At 68.7% G+C, this 17,930-nt stretch carries 20 protein-coding genes and 1 pseudogene; 7 read left to right on the forward strand and 14 right to left on the reverse strand.

Annotated features, from left to right (window positions below; all coding sequences use genetic code 11):
- Positions 1–137 precede the first annotated feature (137 nt).
- Positions 138–1,919 carry a thiamine pyrophosphate-requiring protein gene (locus ON38_RS31790; protein ID WP_039828889.1) on the forward strand — a complete coding sequence of 594 codons (1,782 nt, stop codon included), beginning with the start codon at positions 138–140 and terminating at the stop codon, positions 1,917–1,919.
- Positions 1,920–1,983: 64 nt separating this feature from the next.
- On the opposite strand, the gene ON38_RS31795 is transcribed toward ON38_RS31790, so the two are convergent.
- Positions 1,984–2,373 carry a hypothetical protein gene (locus ON38_RS31795; RefSeq protein WP_039828890.1) on the reverse strand — a complete coding sequence of 130 codons (390 nt, stop codon included), beginning with the start codon at positions 2,371–2,373 and terminating at the stop codon, positions 1,984–1,986.
- Between the two features lie 216 nt (positions 2,374–2,589).
- Between ON38_RS31795 and ON38_RS31800 the strand changes: the two genes are divergently transcribed.
- Together ON38_RS31800 and ON38_RS31805 are read left to right on the forward strand one after the other, a co-directional pair.
- Complete coding sequence (locus tag ON38_RS31800; protein ID WP_218000876.1) at positions 2,590–3,342, forward strand: FadR/GntR family transcriptional regulator; 753 nt, start codon at positions 2,590–2,592, stop codon at positions 3,340–3,342.
- Positions 3,339–4,070: a cache domain-containing protein gene (locus tag ON38_RS31805; RefSeq protein ID WP_051165540.1), complete on the forward strand. Its 732-nt coding sequence runs from the start codon at positions 3,339–3,341 to the stop codon at positions 4,068–4,070. The genes ON38_RS31800 and ON38_RS31805 overlap by 4 nt, the downstream gene beginning before the upstream one ends.
- Before the next feature lie 41 nt (positions 4,071–4,111).
- Here the strand turns inward: ON38_RS31805 and ON38_RS31810 are convergent, their stop codons facing one another.
- The 3 genes and pseudogenes from ON38_RS31810 to casI form a co-directional block, all read right to left on the reverse strand.
- Entirely contained in the window at positions 4,112–4,909 is a 798-nt protein-coding gene (locus tag ON38_RS31810; protein WP_039828891.1) for an inositol monophosphatase family protein, read from the reverse strand.
- Between the two features lie 107 nt (positions 4,910–5,016).
- A pseudogene (locus ON38_RS31815) lies at positions 5,017–5,787 on the reverse strand (LLM class F420-dependent oxidoreductase); the annotation flags it as partial.
- A 68-nt stretch (positions 5,788–5,855) separates the two neighbouring features.
- Positions 5,856–7,592: a steroid-22-oyl-CoA synthetase gene (casI, locus tag ON38_RS31820; RefSeq protein WP_051165541.1), complete on the reverse strand. Its 1,737-nt coding sequence runs from the start codon at positions 7,590–7,592 to the stop codon at positions 5,856–5,858.
- 101 nt (positions 7,593–7,693) lie between these two features.
- Here casI and ON38_RS31825 point away from each other — a divergent pair, with 101 nt between their 5' ends.
- Positions 7,694–8,179 carry a nuclear transport factor 2 family protein gene (locus tag ON38_RS31825; RefSeq protein WP_039828894.1) on the forward strand — a complete coding sequence of 162 codons (486 nt, stop codon included), beginning with the start codon at positions 7,694–7,696 and terminating at the stop codon, positions 8,177–8,179.
- A gap of 83 nt (positions 8,180–8,262) precedes the next feature.
- On the opposite strand, the gene ON38_RS31830 is transcribed toward ON38_RS31825, so the two are convergent.
- Positions 8,263–8,919 (reverse strand): PaaI family thioesterase, encoded by a 657-nt coding sequence (locus ON38_RS31830; RefSeq protein ID WP_039828896.1) that lies wholly within the window; start codon positions 8,917–8,919, stop codon positions 8,263–8,265.
- A 150-nt stretch (positions 8,920–9,069) separates the two neighbouring features.
- On the opposite strand from ON38_RS31830, the gene ON38_RS31835 reads away from it, so the two are divergent.
- The gene (locus tag ON38_RS31835; protein WP_039828897.1) at positions 9,070–9,537 is read left to right on the forward strand and encodes a nuclear transport factor 2 family protein; all 468 of its coding nucleotides are present in this window, start codon (positions 9,070–9,072) and stop codon (positions 9,535–9,537) included.
- A gap of 19 nt (positions 9,538–9,556) precedes the next feature.
- On the opposite strand, the gene ON38_RS31840 is transcribed toward ON38_RS31835, so the two are convergent.
- The 6 genes from ON38_RS31840 to ON38_RS31870 form a co-directional block, all read right to left on the reverse strand.
- Entirely contained in the window at positions 9,557–9,841 is a 285-nt protein-coding gene (locus tag ON38_RS31840) for a ZIP family metal transporter (RefSeq protein ID WP_218000877.1), read from the reverse strand.
- A 165-nt stretch (positions 9,842–10,006) separates the two neighbouring features.
- Positions 10,007–10,525: a hypothetical protein gene (locus ON38_RS31845; RefSeq protein WP_039828898.1), complete on the reverse strand. Its 519-nt coding sequence runs from the start codon at positions 10,523–10,525 to the stop codon at positions 10,007–10,009.
- 200 nt (positions 10,526–10,725) lie between these two features.
- On the reverse strand, positions 10,726–10,941 hold the full coding sequence (locus tag ON38_RS31850) for a hypothetical protein (RefSeq protein WP_039828900.1): 216 nt from the start codon (positions 10,939–10,941) through the stop codon (positions 10,726–10,728).
- A gap of 60 nt (positions 10,942–11,001) precedes the next feature.
- Complete coding sequence (locus tag ON38_RS31855; RefSeq protein WP_306306710.1) at positions 11,002–11,589, reverse strand: hemerythrin domain-containing protein; 588 nt, start codon at positions 11,587–11,589, stop codon at positions 11,002–11,004.
- Between the two features lie 27 nt (positions 11,590–11,616).
- Positions 11,617–12,507, reverse strand: coding sequence for a manganese catalase family protein (locus tag ON38_RS31860; protein ID WP_039828902.1), 891 nt, complete (start codon positions 12,505–12,507; stop codon positions 11,617–11,619).
- Between the two features lie 531 nt (positions 12,508–13,038).
- Positions 13,039–13,989, reverse strand: a complete 951-nt coding sequence (locus ON38_RS31870) for an AMP-binding protein (protein ID WP_051165542.1) — start codon at positions 13,987–13,989, stop codon at positions 13,039–13,041.
- A 166-nt stretch (positions 13,990–14,155) separates the two neighbouring features.
- On the opposite strand from ON38_RS31870, the gene ON38_RS31875 reads away from it, so the two are divergent.
- Positions 14,156–15,442 carry a PucR family transcriptional regulator gene (locus ON38_RS31875; protein WP_051165543.1) on the forward strand — a complete coding sequence of 429 codons (1,287 nt, stop codon included), beginning with the start codon at positions 14,156–14,158 and terminating at the stop codon, positions 15,440–15,442.
- 13 nt (positions 15,443–15,455) lie between these two features.
- Here ON38_RS31875 and ON38_RS31880 read toward each other — a convergent pair whose 3' ends face one another.
- Genes ON38_RS31880 through ON38_RS31890 form a run of 3 tightly spaced genes read right to left on the reverse strand, consistent with a single transcriptional unit; the run spans position 15,456 to position 17,045 of the window.
- Positions 15,456–15,641, reverse strand: coding sequence for a rubredoxin (locus ON38_RS31880; RefSeq protein ID WP_039828905.1), 186 nt, complete (start codon positions 15,639–15,641; stop codon positions 15,456–15,458).
- 1 nt (position 15,642) lies between these two features.
- Complete coding sequence (locus ON38_RS31885; RefSeq protein WP_039828906.1) at positions 15,643–15,822, reverse strand: rubredoxin; 180 nt, start codon at positions 15,820–15,822, stop codon at positions 15,643–15,645.
- Positions 15,822–17,045, reverse strand: coding sequence for an alkane 1-monooxygenase (locus tag ON38_RS31890; RefSeq protein WP_039828907.1), 1,224 nt, complete (start codon positions 17,043–17,045; stop codon positions 15,822–15,824). The genes ON38_RS31885 and ON38_RS31890 overlap by 1 nt, the downstream gene beginning before the upstream one ends.
- A gap of 178 nt (positions 17,046–17,223) precedes the next feature.
- Here ON38_RS31890 and ON38_RS31895 point away from each other — a divergent pair, with 178 nt between their 5' ends.
- Positions 17,224–17,829: a TetR/AcrR family transcriptional regulator gene (locus ON38_RS31895; RefSeq protein ID WP_245564470.1), complete on the forward strand. Its 606-nt coding sequence runs from the start codon at positions 17,224–17,226 to the stop codon at positions 17,827–17,829.
- Positions 17,830–17,930 lie beyond the last annotated feature (101 nt).

Raw genomic sequence — 17,930 nt, forward strand, 5'->3', positions numbered from 1 at the left:
CCGCAGGGCATCGTGTGGTCCGGGCGGCCACGGCACACCGGAAGCGACCGAATCCCCCGGCGTCCCGTGGATTGACCTCGAACACAGCGGGTAGCACGACGGCCGACATCCGCTCGGCGAGTCAGCGAGGAGAAGCCATGGCCCAGCAAGTCTCCGACCATGTTTTGCAGCGCCTCCGCGAATGGGGGGTCGACCAGGTCTTCGGCTACCCTGGCGACGGGATCAACGGACTGGTGGCCGCGTTCGGCCGCGCCGGCAATTCCCCCCGGTTCGTCCAGGCCCGGCACGAGGAGATGGCGGCCTTCCAGGCGACCGGCTACGCCAAGTTCAGCGGCAAGGTCGGTGTGTGCACCGCGACCTCGGGACCCGGCGCGATCCATCTGCTCAACGGGCTCTACGACGCCAAACTCGACCATGTTCCGGTCGTGGCCGTGGTGGGGCAGACCGCGCGGAGCGCGATGGGCGGCAGCTATCAGCAGGAGGTCGATCTCCAATCGCTGTACAAGGATGTCGCCGCGGACTATCTGGTCGAGGTGAACGTCTCCAGCCAGCTGCCGAATGCGCTCGACCGGGCCTTCCGCACCGCGATCGCCCGGCGCTCCCCCACCGCGGTCATCATCCCGGCGGATCTCCAGGAGGAGCCCTACGAACCGCCGCAGCACGAGTTCAAACAGGTACCGTCCAGTCCACCCGCGGCGCTGGTGACAAGTGCGGATCCGGCCGAGGACGAGATCCGGCACGCGGCCGATGTACTCAACGCCGGGTCGAAGGTCGCCGTGCTGATCGGGCAGGGCGCTCGGGCGGCGGCGGCGGAGGTGCTCGAGGTCGCCGATCTGACCGGCGCGGGTATCGCCAAGGCTCTCCTGGGCAAGGACGTCCTACCCGATGACCTGCCGTTCGTCACCGGGTCGATCGGGTTGCTGGGTACCCGGCCCAGCTACGAACTCATGCGTGATTGCGACACCCTGCTGATCGTCGGCTCGAATTTTCCGTACAGCCAGTTCCTGCCCGAGCTCGACCAGGCCCGGGCGGTGCAGATCGACCTCGACGGCGCAATGATCGGGATGCGCTATCCCACCGAGGTCAACCTGGTCGGCGACGCGCGGACCACCCTGCGCCACCTGATCCCGCTGCTGCGCCGCAAACAGGACCGCTCCTGGCGCGAGGAGATCGAGAAGAACGTGGACCGCTGGTGGACCACTGTGGAACGGCAGAGCATGCTCGACGCCCACCCGATCAACCCCATGCGAGTGGTGTGGGAGCTGTCCGAGCGGGTTCCCGGCAACGCCATCGTGACCGCGGACTCCGGTTCCTCCACCAACTGGTACGCCCGCTGCCTGCGCTTCCGTGATCAGATGCGCGGATCGCTGTCGGGCACTCTCGCCACGATGGGGCCCGGAGTCCCCTATGCCATCGGCGCGAAGTTCGCCCATCCCGACCGCCCCGCGATCGCCCTGGTCGGCGACGGCGCCATGCAGATGAACGGGCTGGCCGAGCTCATGACCGTCGCGCGGTATCAGCATCTGTGGGAGGACCGCCGGCTGATCGTCTGCGTCTTCCACAACAACGATCTCAATCAGGTCACCTGGGAGCTGCGTGCCATGGGCGGCGCCCCGAAATTCGAGGAATCGCAGAGCCTTCCCGATGTCTCCTATGCCGAGATGGCACGGGCGATGGGAATCGAGGCGGTCGCGGTCGAGAGGCCGGACGCGATCGGTGCCGCCTGGGATTACGCCCTCGCCGCGGACGGCCCGGTGCTACTCGACGTCCGATGCGACCCCGAGGTACCGCCGATTCCGCCACACGCCAGCTACGAGCAGATGAAGGAGATGGCCGCCTCGGTGCTGCGCGGCGACCCGGACGCCTGGCATCTGATGGTGCAGGGCGCCAAGGCCAAGGCGCAGGAATTCCGGCCCTGACCGGCGGGCCGCGCCGGCGCCGACCACCGGCCCCGCCGATACGGCCGCAAGGCCGGCACGGCCCTCACGCCCAGGCGTGAGCTTCCGGGCCGGAGGTCAGCGGCGACATGAGCCGTCCCCAGAATTCGTGCCGGATGGCATCCCAGAGCCCGGCCAGTTCCGGGTGGAGTTCTCTCGCGCGCGCGAGATCCGGATACCCGCCGGAGGGAAAGCGGACCACCGGGGAGGCATCGGCGAGTTTCTCGACGCCGACGATGGCGATGGCGTGATCTCGCAGCAGGCGCCAGGTGGCGCGGAGCCCGTCGACTTCCGTCCGGCACATGCACTTCGTGGTCGACAGGCCGTCGGGGTATCCGATCTGCTCGACGGTCGCCGCCGGGCCGATGGGCGATTCCGCACCGCGATGACGCTGCCGGTGCGGATCCTCGGCACAGCGAGTCGGGTATTCGTGCATGTCGTTCCCTCTCCCGATCGTCACTAGCAGTGGTGGGCGCCCGAGGCGGCGTCGTCGGCCAATCTAATACCTATGAAACCATAGTTCAAGTGCTAGGCGATCCGGAGCGCCGGGCTGTCCCCGAAGGCCGGATGGCGACTCCCTTGACTCCATAGTTCATATTTCAAGTTCCCGGTCCTAGAATCGAGGGACATACCGCGCACCGGAGGAGTCGCGTTGTCCCAGCAGGAACGCGCGGGCCTGACCGCGCTCAGCGCTGTTCTCTCGCCACTCGAGGGCAGTGGACCGAAAACCGAGGCCGTGGTCCAGCGGCTGTCCGCGGCGATCAGCCTCGGGGTGATGGTGGACGGCCAACAGCTGCCGAGCGAGTTGACCCTCGCCGACCAGCTGGGTGTCTCGACGATGACGCTGCGTGAGGCCTTGGCCGTACTCCGGCAGCAGGGCATCGTCCGCACCAAGCGCGGACGCGGGGGCGGAAGTTTCATCTGCGCGTCCGCGGAGGCCCTGGAACACACCGCGGCGGCGCGATTGCAGCAGATGAGTCTCGCGGAATTACGCGACCTCGGCGACGCGCAGTTCGCCATCGCCGGCGCGGCCGCGGTGTTCGCCGCCCGCCGCGGCGGCCGGGCCGATGTGGCCCGGCTGCACACCCTGACCGACCGGTTGCGGACCAGCACCGAACCGGTCGCGGCCCGGCGGGCCGACAGCCGCTTCCACATCGAGATGGCCGTATGCGCGCAATCCACCAGACTGACCCGGGCCCAGGTCGACCTCCAGGCCGAGCTCTCCGCACTGGTGTGGCTGCCACGACTGGAGCTGGATCCGGAAGCCGAGGCCGCCGTCCACGCCGATCTGGTACGCGCCATCGAACGCGAGGATGATGCCGAGGCCCGGCAGCTGGCAGAATCGCATAGTGAATCCCGCATCCGTCGGCTCGTCGCACTACGTATGGAGCTCAGTGATCGATGACGGACAATCCGAGACCGCCGACCGTCGAATCGCTCGCTTCCGTGGTGGCAGAGCTGGCCGAGCAGATCTATTCGTCCCTGGCGACGATCGGGGCCGCGCTGACCGGCGTGTGGGAGGAGGCCACCGGGAGACGGCGAGCGGCCCCGCGGTCCACCGATCTGGCCGCGCTACGCGAGCCCATCGTCGATGAGCTGGAGCAGGTCGGTGACTTGTTCGACGGGGCGGGCGTGGTCATCGCCGACGGCGTACTCGCCGATCGGCCCCGGTTCCTGGAGTGGTGGCAGATGCATCCCGAACACCGACCACACCGGCTGGACCCCGAGCTGAACCCGCAGAGCGAGTACTTCTACGACTACACCCAGATGGACTGGTACGTGGTCCCACGGGACGAGCGGCACCGCTGGGTGCACGGGCCCTATATCGATTTCGCGTGCACCGACCAATACGTGTGCACTTTCGCGGTTCCGGTCACCGCCGGGGGGCAGTTCCTCGGCATCGCGGGCGCCGATGTACCGGTCGGCGCCATGCAGGAGATCCTGCTGCCCCGTTTCCGCACCTCGGTGTCCCCCCTTGTGCTCGTCAACGACGAAGGCCGGGTCATTCTCGCCACCGATCCCGGGCTCCCCCCGGGATCCAAGACCCGCGGCGCCGGCCGGATCGGTGGCGGGGTGCCGATCGACACGCTCCCCTGGTCGCTGTGCCGGCTCGAGGACACCGCACCGCACTGAAACCGGCGCCGCCGTGGTGACCGGCGATCCACGGGCCGTCTTCAACGCTCGTTCAAATACTCCAGCAACTCTTCGTGCAGCAAACCGTTCGACGCGGCCGCGCTCCCGCCCAGCGGGCTCGGGCTACCGTCGAGGCCGGTGAAGGCCCCACCGGCCTCGGTGACTATGACAGCGCCGGCGGCCATATCGCCCGGGGAGAGTGCCGGGTCGGCGCAGATGTCCACCACCCCCTCGGCGACCATCATGTAGGGCCAGAAGTCGCCGTAGGCGCGCGTGCGCCAGACCGTACGGGCCAGCCGCAGCAAGCTGTCGAGCCGGCCCTGCTCCTCCCAGCCGGTGAGGGTGGAATACGCGAAGGACGCGTCCGCCAGTTTCGGCACCCGGGACACCCGCAGGCGCGATGCCGAGGAGAGACTGCGTCCGGTGAAGGCGCCGTGGTCCCGTACAGCCCACCAGCGGCGGCCCAGCGCGGGCGCGGAGACGACGCCGACGACGGGCCGGTAGTCGCCCCCCGAGACCTCCAGCAAGGAGATCTGGGTCGCCCACACCGGGACACCGCGCGCATAGTTCTCGAGACCGTCGATCGCATCGACCACCCAGCAGCGGGGACCGGTGCCGTCCAGGCCCTGCCCGGCACCGAGGACCGCGTCGCGGGGGCGGGCCCGCTGGAGCTGACCACGCACGAGTTTCTCCACCTCGACCTGGGCATCGCTCCACCGGGACATATCCGGCGTGGTCTCGATGTCGAGGTCGACGGCCTTGAAGCGGGCCGTACTCGCCGCGTCGGCGGTGTCCACGAGCACATGGGCGAAGCGGAGGTCGTCGAGGTGGTCCTGCATGGAACGAAGCTATCCGCAGTAAACGGACAGTGCCACCGGGCCTCGCCCGCCGCGGGCGGCACACCGGACCGCGCGTTACCTCAGTCGTGGCGCCGACCTCGAACTATTCAGCGGCCCAGACGCTTCGAGCACTGCGCCATCTCCTCGATCACCAGATCCATGGATGTGGCGCGCCGTGAGGCAGACAGCACGATCCGATCGGCGCCCAGTCCGCGTGCCCGGTCGAGCTCCGCCTCGTCCACGCGGCGCAGCGTGGCTCCGAGTACCAGCGAGACAGCCGCGGGATCACGGCCGGCCGCGGTGGCGGCGGCACGCATCACGCCGATCGCGGCATCGAGTTCTTCGCCGGCGAGCCCCAGCGGCTGGAACCCGTCGCCCAGCCGGCCGGCCCGCCGCGCGGCCGCGGCACTGTGGCCGCCGATGTAGAGCGGAACACCGTAGTGCCGCGCCGGTTTGGGCCAGCTGTGCGCACCGGTGAACGAGAAGTACTCGCCAGCGAAATCCACACCGTCACGCCCGGACCACAGCGCTCGCATCACCGCGATGGCCTCGTCGGCGATTCTGCCGCGACGATCGAACCGTCCACCGCACGCCTCGACCTCCTCTCGCATCCAGCCCAGTCCGAGGCAGACGCGCAGCCGCCCACCGGAGAGCCGATCGAGTGTCGCCAGCCGTTTGGCCAGCACCACCGGATTGTGGTTGGGGAGCACCAGAACACCGGTGGACAGGCCGAGTGTCGTGGTCGCACCGGCGACGAACGACAGCAGTTCCAGTGGGTCCGGGATATCGCAGTCGTCCGGCAACGGGGACCTGCCCGACGGCGAGTAGGGGTACACACTGCCGGTGTCCGCGACGACCACCGAATGTTCCACCGCCGAGCTTCATCCCCTGCCTCCTTCGCATACACCGGCGCGCGCACCGCGCCGAGGGCTTTCCGGGAAGCGCGTCATCGACCGGCGACTCCCGGCTCCGGTAGGAATCTCGCGCGGCCGTGGGTGTGGAATTCGCGTTCGAGCGCCTGCTCGTCCGCTGCGGTCAGCCGCACATACTCCGGTGCCCCGCGGCCCACCCGATGGAACACCGGTTCGTCCCCGCGCCACAACCGCGCCTGTAGTTCCCGCTTGAGCACCTTGTTCGACCCGGTGACCGGCAACCTCGCCGATACACGGACGAACCGGGGCGCCGACTTGGTGCCGAGATCGTCCTGATCGGCCAGGAACGCCGCGAACTCGGCGGGGTCGAAGCCGGAGACGTCGGCGACCTCGATCGCGGCCATCACCTGGTCCCCCGAACGCGGGTCGGGCACCGCGTACACACCGGTCGCGATGATTTCCGGGTGCCGCCGCAGAATCCGCTCGATCAGCAATGCCGAGATGTTCTCCCCGTCCACGCGGATCCAGTCGCCCCGCCGACCGGCGAAGTAGAGGAACCCGGCGTCGTCGATATAGCCGAGATCGCCGGTCCAGTACCAGCCGTGCCGAATCCGCTCGGCCACCGCGGACTCGTTCTTGTAGTAGCCCTCGAAGCGTTTCGCGCCGCCCTTGTCGACCATCTCGCCGATGGCCTGGTCCGGATTGAGGACCCGGCCGTGCCGGTCGAGTTCCGCCCGGGCGCATTCGGCCAGGGTCTCCGGATGCACGACGGCGATGTCGTCGTGGGCCGGCCGGCCCAGCGCGCCCGCCGGTGTGTCCGGGTCGGGCTTCACCGATCCGGCGCCTTCGGACGAACCGTAGCCCTCCAGCAGCTCGGCCCCGAATCGGCGCGCGAACTCCACCCTGTCCTCCGGGGAGGCCTCCGTACCGAACCCGCGGACGAGAGTGTTGTCGATATCGTCGGGCCGCTCCGGGGTGGCCATCAGGTAGCTCAGCGCCTTGCCCACGTAGGTGAAGAAGGTGGCGCCGAAGAACCGCACATCCGGCAGGAATCCGGAGGCGGAGAATTTCGGTGCCAGGCAGACGGTCGCGCCGTTGGCCAGGGCGGGCGCCCACAGCGCCATGAGCGCGTTGCCGTGGAACAGCGGCATACAGCAGTAGTCGACGTCGGACCGCACATGGCCGTATTTCTCCGTGTTCGCGTACGCGAGTCGCGCCAACCGGCCCTGGCTGCACCGCACCGCCTTAGACGTACCGGTGGTGCCGGAGGTGAACAACAGCAAAAACAGCGCCGATTCGTCCACCACCGGGGCCGCGACAGGCTGCTCGACCCGGTGCGCGGCCACCCGGTCGAGGTAGGAGGGTGCGTCGACGAGGACGAAACGGTCCTCGCTCAGCCCGAGGTCGAGCTCACCGATCAGCGCCATGCCCGCCGAATCGGTGACGATCAATTGGCAGTCGACAAGGCGGATCTCGGCCTCGAGTTCGGCGCCGCGCCGGGTCGGGTTGATACCGGCGATCACCGCCCCGGTCAGTGCCGCGCCGCCGAGCCAGAACAAGAACTCGGGGGTGTTCTCGAGCAGCACTCCGATATGGAACGGACCGTCGACACGCAGTGAGGTGGCCAGGGCGCCGCGGGCCGCGCTCTCACGTACCGTCTCGTCCCAGGTCCAGTCCTGTTCCCGGGTGCGCACGCCCGGGTGGGTGTCGCCGAGACGATCGAGCAGCATCTCCGCTATGGTCGCGCGTTCCAACTCGGCTCCTGTCCTCGTATCGAATGCCGCCGCGTCCGGACGACCACTCGCCGGCATCTCCGTCCGACGCTAACCATCGCGGCGCCAGGATCGTCGGTACGGTCTCGGCCAGTGGAAAGGTGCCGCGCGCTCGCGGTGATCCGTGAGATCTTCTCCGCATGGACCTCGAGCACACGATCACCCGCCTGGCCGCGATCGAGGCGATCAGAGACCTGATCTTCGCCTATTCACATCTGATCGACCGGGGCGCGCTCGACGAGGTGGCGGAGCTGTTCGCGGACGCGGCGTACGGCAGGTGCGACGGCGCGGGCGTCCCTATCGGCGAGCCGATCGTCGCGGACGCGCGGGCCGTCCTGGAGGCCAACCGCCGATTCATCAAGATGCACGGCGACCCGGGGTCGCCGCGGACGAAACACCTCACCACGAACGTCCGGGTCCGGGTCGCGGACACCAACACCGAGGCGACCGCGCTGTCGTATGTGACCGTCGTACAGGCGGCCGGTGAGCTACCGCTGCAACCCATCCTCACCGGCCGCTACTTCGACGAGTTCGCCCGCGATGCCGGGGGCTGGCGGTTCACCCGGCGCCTGTTCTGCATCGATCACACCGGCGATCTCGGTGAGCACGCGCGACGCGCACCGTGACCGGTCTGCCGGCGCGCATCCCGTGATCGACGGTCACGGGTCGGGACCGGTCGGTTCCGGTATCCGGTCCGGACCGCCCGGCACTAGCGCGGCCGGGCGACCGTCTTGTCGATGAACAGGCCTTCCACGGAGACGCAGAGCGTCCCGTCGGCGGTGCGGATCTCGCCGACCGAGTTGATCTTCACGCCCTCCCGCGAAACCATCCGGCCGCTCACCGTGAGTGGCACGAACAAGGGGGTCGGCCGGTGATACCGCACATTGAGCTGGGCGGTGGGCCCGTTGCATCCGGCCCACGTATTGGCCACTCCGAGAGTGTGATCGAGCAGTTGCGCGGCCACTCCCCCGTGCACATGTCCCGGCGGGCCCTGGTAGGGGATGGTCAAGGTGACCACCCCGTCCACCGTTCCCTCCGCGCGGCCGGTGAGCACGAGCGGCGGCGCGAGAGCGTTCTCCGGGCCGGTGACCGGGTCGTGGCGGGTGACCCCCTCGCCGTGCCACATATCGACCAGCCGTTCGGCGACCGCCGGGGCGTGTTGCTCGAGATGGTCGGCGATACTGTCGAGTTCTTCGGCCACCCGATCGAGGTTCGCGTTCGCGCGGTCGGTACGCAGTAACGCGTCGACCACCCGCCGCGCCGCGGCGGTCGCGCGGTCGACGGGCGTATCCCCCGGCGCCGAGGTCAATACCGTGCCATCCGGGGAATCGCCCACCCTCGGACGAGCTTTCGGATCGTGGCTCATCGAATCTCCCTGGCGGCGTCGGCGGGCGCCGGTCGATGTCTCGCGGCGTGGCCCGGAGGTTAGCGCTGCGTACCGCCGATGAGTGTGCCGGAGTCCCACCCACCGAGAGGAGCCTCCGATTCAGCAGTGACGCGCGCTGAGATGGCAGGTATGGAACCTACCGACCGTCTTGCCGTGATCACGCTCGCGGCGCGCTACGCGCAGGCCGTCGACCGCCGGGATCCCCCCGCGCTGATGGCACTGTTCGCGCCGGAGATGGTGCTGGTGTTGCCGGCCGAGATGAAGCGGACGGACGCGCCGCGCGAGTTGCGCGGCCGGGCACCGGTGGCCCGGGCGGTGGTGGAATCGGTATCGCACCTGGTGGCCACTCGGCACGTCGTCGAACAGCAGGTGCTCGATACCGCCACCGACCACGACGCACACGGTGAGACCTATTGCACGGCACACCACATCTACCCGCGCGGGGACGGCCACCGGGACCATCGCTTCGCCCTCCGATATCAGGACACCTTCCTCCGTACCGGGGGCGCCTGGTTGTTCTCCCGGCGGGAAATCGTGGTCGATTTCGCCGAGGACGTGCCGGTGCCCCGGTCGGCGCCGCGCGACACCACGAAGTGATCGTGGTGGAGCAGTGTCCTCAGGTGCCGAGCTGGGACAGGCCGAAGGCCGTCAGGAACCCGGCCACGGTGATCAACCCGATCCAGATATGAGCGTGTTCGAACGCTTCCGGGATCATGGTATCGGCGATCATCGCCAGGATCGCACCGGCGGCCAATGCGGTGATCGCGGCCAGCACGGTGGCCGACGCACCACCGAGCAGACCGTAACCGGCCATCGCCGCCACGCCGCTGACCACCGCGATACCGGCCCACAGGGTGAATACGTACCCGGGGCCGCGGCCGGCGCGGCGCATTCCCGACACGCGCGAACCGTCTCCTCACACCCGGCGCCCGGGGCACCGGTCATCGAAACCCGGGCTACCCGCGACGGCCGCGGCGAAACGGGCAGCGGCCGGCGACCACTGCACGAGCGCACGAAACACCGTTTCCGGGAACGGTTTCGGCAGAACAGGCTCGGCCGGAGCAGTCTAGGCGGGGGCGACGGTGCGGCGCGGCCGGAAGACGGCCGGGGTCTCCACGTGCACCCAGCAGCCGCTCGCGCCGTCGCCCAGGGTGGTCAACGGCGGGGGCAGGAACGACGGCGGAGCGAATCGCACATCGGTACGCCGCGTCGCCGTGCCGACCACGGCGGCCTGTTCGGGCCCGCTCCACTCGCTGACCCACAACCCGCCCACGATCCGCACCGGGGGTGTCGTGCCGTCGGCGAGTGTGACCGTCACCCGGTCGCCCACGTACTCACCCCACACCACCCACCACCGACCCGGCGCATGGGCACTGATCGGCCCGGACACACCGACGGCCATATCCGCACGCCCCGACCACGGCCGCCACAGCAGTTCATCCGCTCCGGCCTCGGTCACGATCTCCCCGCCCGGCTGCGGCTGCGTCACCCGGAAACAGCGGTCGGTGCCGCGCCACTGTAATCGCGTCCCCGACAGCGGTAACACTTCCGATTCGAAGTCCGGCTCCTGATATCCGTTCGCCATCACGGCTCCTCACCATTGCGCTGCTCCGCTCCGGTACTGCGTCGGAGCGCCGACATCGGCCGTGCTACCCGCCGCACCTGTTACTAAACCGTGATCACGAAAAGCCCGGCCTCCGGCGCCGCGACCATCGGCAGCGGGGTCGCCGACGCGGTCACCGGACGGCAACAACGCCGGCGGCACAGGGGGCCGCACCGCGGTGCTCAGTGTGGCCCGGCCCGCACCGCGAGCTCCACCGCGGTCGCCACACCCTCGGTCCAGGGCTCGCCGTGGCCCGGGAGCACCGACCGCGCTCCCGTATCGGCCAGCACGGCCAAGGCCATGGGACTGTCGGCGGTGGCCGCGCCCGCCACGATCTGCGGCCCTCTCCCGCCGGTATACGGATCCAGCATGACCAGCGCGTCGCCGGAAAGGACCACCTCGCGGTAGCAGCGAACCAGCCCGTCGGCCGCCCGCGGAAGCCGGCGGCCGACGGGACTTCACGGAGTGGGCGGGTCGGCCGGTTCGTGCGCTTTCCGCCCGGTCGCCATATCGCGGAGTTTGTCCGTGGCGGCCGCCGCCTGCCCGGCGATCTTCTGGGCTCCGGGGCCGGACGGGGTGTTCGGGTGGGGGCGGGTCGGTGCGTTCTTCTTGGCCGCCGCCATCCGCTCACCGAGATCGGCCATATCCTCGGGTGGCTCGATCGCGGCGAACCGCGGCCACACCTGATTCTGCTCGTAGTCGATGTGCTCGCGCATCGCGACGAGGAAATCGGTCAGCGCCTGCTCGAATTCCGGGCTCCCGGCTTCGGAGTCCTCGATCTGCTGGAGCAGTTGTTTACCCGCTTCTTCCTGGTCGAGGCCGTGATCGGCGAGTTCGTCGCCCTCGGGCAGTGTTTTGCGGACCGCCGGCCAGAAGAACTGTTCCTCGACCGCTTCGTGCTGCGAGGCGGCGATCACCAGACTGGTGGCCAGTTGTTCGCGGTTGCGCACCTCGGTTTCGCTGGTGCCGCGGCCGCGTTCGAGTGATTCGATCATGCCGAGCACGCTTTCGTGGTCGGCACGCAGAAAAGTCAATGCGTCCATCATCTGCTCCCTGGCCCCGCCGGAGTCGGTTCAGGCGGGCCCGTGTTGTTCGTGGGTGAACGGTTTGCTGCCCGCTACCGCGGGACTGCCCTCGGGGTTGGTCGCCGGGCCCTGGTTCTCCCGGTGCCCGGTGCCCAGCCAGTCACGCACCGGATCGGCGACGTATTCCCACTCCACGCCCGCCGGCCACGGTCCCTGCCCTTCGTTCCACGGTCCGCGGGCGCTTCCGTCGCCGTTGGACATGTTGAACGCCATGTTCTGGAAACGGTCGTCACCGGGCAGCGCGCCGGGCGGGAAATTGACCGGCAGTTCGTTGAGGGCGGCGGTGAACTGCTGGAAGTGCGCCACCTCCCGGGACATCAGGAACGAGAGAGTGTCCTGGACGCCGGGGTCGTCGGTGAACTGCTTCAGGTATTCGTAGACGATCTTGGCGCGCGATTCCGCCGCGAGATTGCTGCGCAGATCCACCGACGGCTCACCGTTGGAGTTGACATAGGCCCCGGTCCAGGGCACTCCGGCGGAGTTGCCGACATCGGGACCGCCACCGCGCAGCGCCAGGAACAGCGGATCCGTCGCCACCTGGTGGATCGCGTGTTCTTTCCCGTCGGCCGAGGCGACCACCGGCATCCAGTCGCAATGCTCGTTGGCCTGCTTGAGGTCGTCGTTGAGGCCGTCCAGGAGCATCGTGATCATATTGCCGACGATCTCGAGGTGGCTGAACTCCTCGGTCGCGATATCCATGAACAGGTCGTACATCTTCGGATGTTTGCGACGCAGTACGAAAGCCTGGCTGAAATACTGCATCGCGGCTTTGAGCTCACCGTTGGCACCGCCGAACTGCTCCTGCAGCAGGGTGGCGAACCGCGGGTCCGGGCGCTCCACCCGCACCTCGAACTGCAGATCCTTGTTGTGGATGAACACTCGCGCTCCTCATGGTCGGCGCCGTAGTCCGTGACGTCTACCCGGGACCGCGGCGGGGAAACAGCAAGGAAAAGCCGGAGAAATGGGCGGGGGCTCACTCGGCTGATCGACACACGGCATCCGCGATCCGAGTCGCCCGGCCGCCGGACCGGTGCGCACCCTCGAACTCGGCCGCATCGCATCCCTGAGCGCGATGCCCACCGTAGGCGAACTCGCACCACCGGGCGGGGAGATCGCGGGCGCGTGTTCGGCTCCGCCGCCGCGTTTCGGGTGGTCGGCACGGGTATCGCGACCGGACGGACGGAGGTGGCAACCGTGGTGGACGAGTTCGGACCTCGGCGGACGGTGCCCGATGATCACGAGGAAGCGGTCGAGTGGCCGGATCCGAGCCGGTTGGACCCGTGGTGGCGGCGCAACATGGCCGGGCCCTTCGCGCGCCTCGGGCGGCTTCACCGGAGGCGGCGCGAGTAGCAGTGGGCGAACCTGCCCTCTGGTGACAAGCGAGCGGAGACGGTCAGGCAATCGCCCGGTTCACCGGGCGCGGCACGAATACCGCGCGGGCGGGCGGTTCCCTGGATTCGGTGGGCGGATCGGCCGGGTCCGGGGCGGGAAGTCGGCCAGCCCATGATCATGCATGATCGGTATGCCGTAGCGGTGCTCGAAGGCGGTCCGCAGTTCCGGGCCGGTGTGCGCACGACTGCAGATGGCGATTCGCACCGACGAACCGCGCGACCGATTCCCCGCGGACAGCTCGGACAGTTGCCGGAACACGGGCGGGTTCGCCGCGAAACAGGTGGCGCGGGCGGCCTCGATCCGGTCGAAGAAGGTCGCGGGATCGAACGGGCCGGCGATGGTGGTGCAACCACCGGCCAGCAGCGGCGCCAGAACTCCCAGGGCGATGCCGTCGACATGGCACAGCGGCTGGATCGTCAGACTATGGTCGGCGCCGGTGAACGCGAAGATCTCGATGGCCAAACGGCACAGCGCGTTGAGGTTCATATGGTCGAGGACCGCGATCTCGGCATCGGCACCGCCTCGCTCGACATGGAGCAGCAGTGCCGGTGCGTCGTCGCCGACCCGCGCCGGTTCGGCAGTGTCGGGTTCGGCCGCGGTGAGCCTGTCGGCGGCGACAACGGCTCGGCCCGGATGGGCACGGGCGAATTCGGGCGCGGCGACCAGCACCCGGGTGTTCGCCCGGTCCATGCGGCGGCCGGCTTCGTCGGCGGGTAGCGCCGGGTCGAGGGGGACGACAGCGGCACCGACGCGCCACGCGGCGAAGAGCGTGACGACGAAGGCGGCGGTGTCGGGTAGTACGACCGCGAGCACGTCGCCGGTCGATACACCGGCGGCGCGCAGTGAAGTAGTGGCCCGCCGCACGGCATCCACGAATGCGGCGTTGTCCAGTTCGATGTTGTCATCGGTGACTGCCGCGGCACCGGGAGCGATGACCGCACGGCAGTCCGGGAGTACTGCAAGGTTCATTCACGATCCTCGGGGCAGTGGTCCAGGTGTCGTGCGTCCACGGTAGGAATACCTGGTCGCCGGGTCGCCGTCGTGCGCCGATGAAGTCCGGGCCGGTCTTTGTCCCCGGAGAACAAGCGGATGGACACCTCGGGTGGGGAGACGGACCGGAGGTACGGTTGACGATGTGACGACCGCACGTCACGACACCACCTACGCAGACCGCGTCATCGCGGCGACAGCCGCCCGGATGAACGAACGGGTGAGCCGGATCAGCGCGGCCATCCGCACCTACATCGAAGACGATATCGCCGATCTGCGACGTGATCCGCACACCGGTGACCTGCTCTTCGAGAGCGTTGAAGCGAATATCGCCACCGTCCTGCACGCCCTGCGCTACGACCTCTCCGTCGCCGATATCCAGGCCGCGCCCGCCGTCGTGGACTACGCCAGACGACTGGCCCAGCAGGGCGTACCGGCGAACGCCCTGGCCCGCGCCTATCGGATAGGACAGCGCCGGCTGACCGAGATGGTGTTCGCCGAGCTGCACACGATGGAGATTCCGCTCGCCGAACGGATCAACGTGGTCGAACGCATGACCCCCACGCTCTTCGAATACATCGACCACATCACCGAACAGGTGCTCGAGATCTACGACGACGAGCGCGAACAATGGCTGGAAAGCCAGAACAACATCCGCGCCGTACGCGCGCGGGAGGTGCTGGGCAGTCGTCAGGCCATCGATGTCGACGCGGTCACCGAGGCGATCCGCTATCCGCTGCGCTGGTACCACCTGGCCCTCGTGCTGTGGTGCCCCGACGGTGAGATCGACAGCGACGCGGTCCCGAACCTGCAGCGGTTCGTCCGGGAACTGGCCGACGCCCTCGACGTCGCGGCGAACCCGCTGGTCATCGCCGCCGACCGGATCAGCGTCTGGGCGTGGCTCCCCTACCGGTCCGAACGAGCGGATCTGGTGGCCGCGGTGCGGAAATACGTGTCCACCCGCCGCGACGCCCCGGATATCGCGGTCGGCACCCTCGCCGCCGGGGTGGACGGCTTCCGCCGCTCCCACCGCGGCGCGCAACGCGCCTGCTCGGTCGCCTCGGCATACGGGCAACCCCCGCCGAGCGTGGTCGCCGCCGACGATCCCGGACTGACGACCGCGGCACTGCTCGGCAGCGTCGTGGACGAGGCCCGCGGCTGGGTGCGCGAAGTTCTCGGCGACCTGGCCGGCGACACCGACAACGACGCGCGCCTGCGCGAGACGTTGCGGGTGTTCCTGCGCACCGGATCCAGTTACAAGGCCGCCGCCGCCGAGCTGAACCTGCATTCCAACTCCGTCAAATACCGGGTCGGACGCGCCATCGCGCGCCGGGGCCGGTCGATCGGCGCCGACCGGCTCGACGTCGAGCTGGCCCTGCTGGTGTGCCACTGGTACGGCCCGCCGGTCCTCCGTCCGGAGCCGGGCCGATAGGCCCCGAATCGGCTCAGGTGCGGTCGACCTCGACCATGAAGAAATCGGCTTTCGCCGCGCCGCAGTCGGGGCACGACCAGTCGTCGGGAATATCGTCCCACCGGGTGCCGGGCGCGATACCGTCCTCGGGCCAGCCGAGCGCTTCGTCGTATTCGAAACCGCATTGCACGCACTGGAACACTTTGTAGCCGGTGGTCATCTCACTGTCCTCTCGTCGGGCCGGCCGGTTCGAAATCGATCTTTTCCCGCACGCCGCAGTCCGGGCAGCACCAGTCGTCGGGAACCGCCGACCACGGAGTACCCGCGGGGAAGCCTTCGCGTGGCGCGCCGGTGGTCTCGTCGTAGCGGTAGTCGCACACCGGGCAACGGAAGACGGCCATCAGCCCGCGACCCCGTACCGGGCGAGCACGCGGTCCCGCTTGCTCGGCTGGATGTTCACCCGGGTGATATCACCCCGGTAGTGGGCCAGAACGCGATGATCCATCACTTTCCGCCACAGCGGCGGGACATAGGCCAGAGTGATCATGCTCGCGTAACCGGCGGGCAGTTCGGGTGCGCCGTCCATACTGCGCAGGGTCTGGTAGCGCCGGGTGGGCGCGGCGTGATGGTCGCTGTGCCGCTGCAGGTGGAAAAGGAAGATATTGGTGACGAGGTGATCGGAGTTCCAGCTGTGTTCCGGCGTGCACCGGACGTATCGGCCGGATTCGGTGCGCTGCCGGAGCAGGCCGTAGTGCTCGAGGTAGTTCACCGTTTCCAGTAGCGAGAATCCGTACACGGCCTGCAGCAGCAGGAATGGCAGCACACCCGGACCGAACAGCGCGACCAGGGCGCCCCACAGCACCACGGACATCGCCCAGGCATTGAGCACATCGTTGCGAACTGTCCACGGGCTTTTGCCCATACGCCGCAACCGTGTGCGCTCCAGCGCCCACGCCGACCGCAGACCGCCCGCGACGCTGCGCGGCAGGAAGGTCCAGAAGGATTCGGCGAACCGGGCGCTGGCCGGGTCTTCCGGTGTGGCGACGCGGACGTGATGTCCGCGGTTGTGCTCGATGTAGAAATGCCCGTAACCGGTCTGCGCCAGCGTGATCTTGGACAGCCACCGTTCGAGATCGTCCTTCTTGTGGCCGAGTTCGTGGGCGGTGTTGATACCCACACCACCCATGACCCCTACGGTGAACGCCACCCCGATCTTCGACCACAGCCCGAGCCCGCCCTCGATGCCCAGCCAGGACAGGTCCGGCGCGGTCCACAGGTAGGCGGCGAACACGAGGCTCGCCAGCTGGAACGGGATGAAGGCGTAGACGCACCAGCGGTAGTAGCGATCGCGCTCCAGGTGCTCCATCACCTCCTCGGGCGGGTTCTGACCGTCCGGCCCGAAGAACCGGTCCAGGACCGGTAGCAGCACATAGACCAGCAGCGGGCCGATCCACCACCACACCGCCGCCGCCGGCTCCCACCCCAGCCGGTGGCACGCCCACACCAGCACCGCGGCCAGGCCGAGCGAGGTGGGTGCCACCAGCCCGAACAACCACAGGTACCGCTTCCGGTCACGCCACTGCGGCGCGACCGCGCCGCGCGACCTCTGCTCGGACGTCGTCATCGTCGCCCTCCTCACTTCCGTGCGGCCGCCGCTGGGCGACGGGCGCTGTGGTCGGTGCCGGGGCGCATCCCACCGGCGCCGACCTTTTACACTTTTTCAATTTGTGTATTAATTACATACACATGGTCTGCAACTGTCAATAGAGGAGCAGACGCGCAGATAATGTAAGGTGATTGCCGTGGCTGACGCGCCGAACTTCCAGAACGAGATGCGCCGAATACTGCGGGAGCGGGTGATCGCCACCGCACGCGAGCTGGTCTGCACCGAGGGGTGGGGCGCGGTCAACATGTCCCGGGTGGCCAAGGAGGTCGGCGTGAGCCGCCCCGTGCTCTACAAGGAGATCGGCTCCAAACAGGATCTGGCCGAGGTCGTGATCGCGGCCGAACTCGACTCCTTCCTCGCCGGCGTCACCGAGACCGTCACCGCCGAATCCGGCGACCTCCTCGCCGGAATCACCGCCGCCGCCGAGTACACCCTGCGCACCGCGGCCGACAACACCCTGCTCAAGGCCGTACTGGCCGGCCGTTCCGGAGCCGACACCACCCTGCTCCCCACCTTGATGACCGAACCCGAACCCGTACTGGGCCGGGCCACCGCCGCATTCACCGCCATCCTGCGCGCCCGGTACCGCCTCGACGCGTTCAGCGAGGCCGAGATCGGCACCCGGGTCGAAGCGGTGGTACGCCTCGCGCTGAGTCACCTTTTCCAGCCCGCGGGCACCATCGACCACGCCGTCGCCCAGATAGCCCTGGTCGCGGGGCCGCTGTTCCACCGCGAATCCTAGAAGCGGAGCCGACCGTACCCGTTGTCCCGACCCGGGGATCGCGTCGGCGACTACGGCCACCGGGGTGCACCGGAGGGCGGGCTTCACGTCACAAACAGGTA

The organism is Nocardia testacea NBRC 100365, from assembly GCF_000308775.1.
GTDB lineage: Bacteria > Actinomycetota > Actinomycetes > Mycobacteriales > Mycobacteriaceae > Nocardia > Nocardia testacea.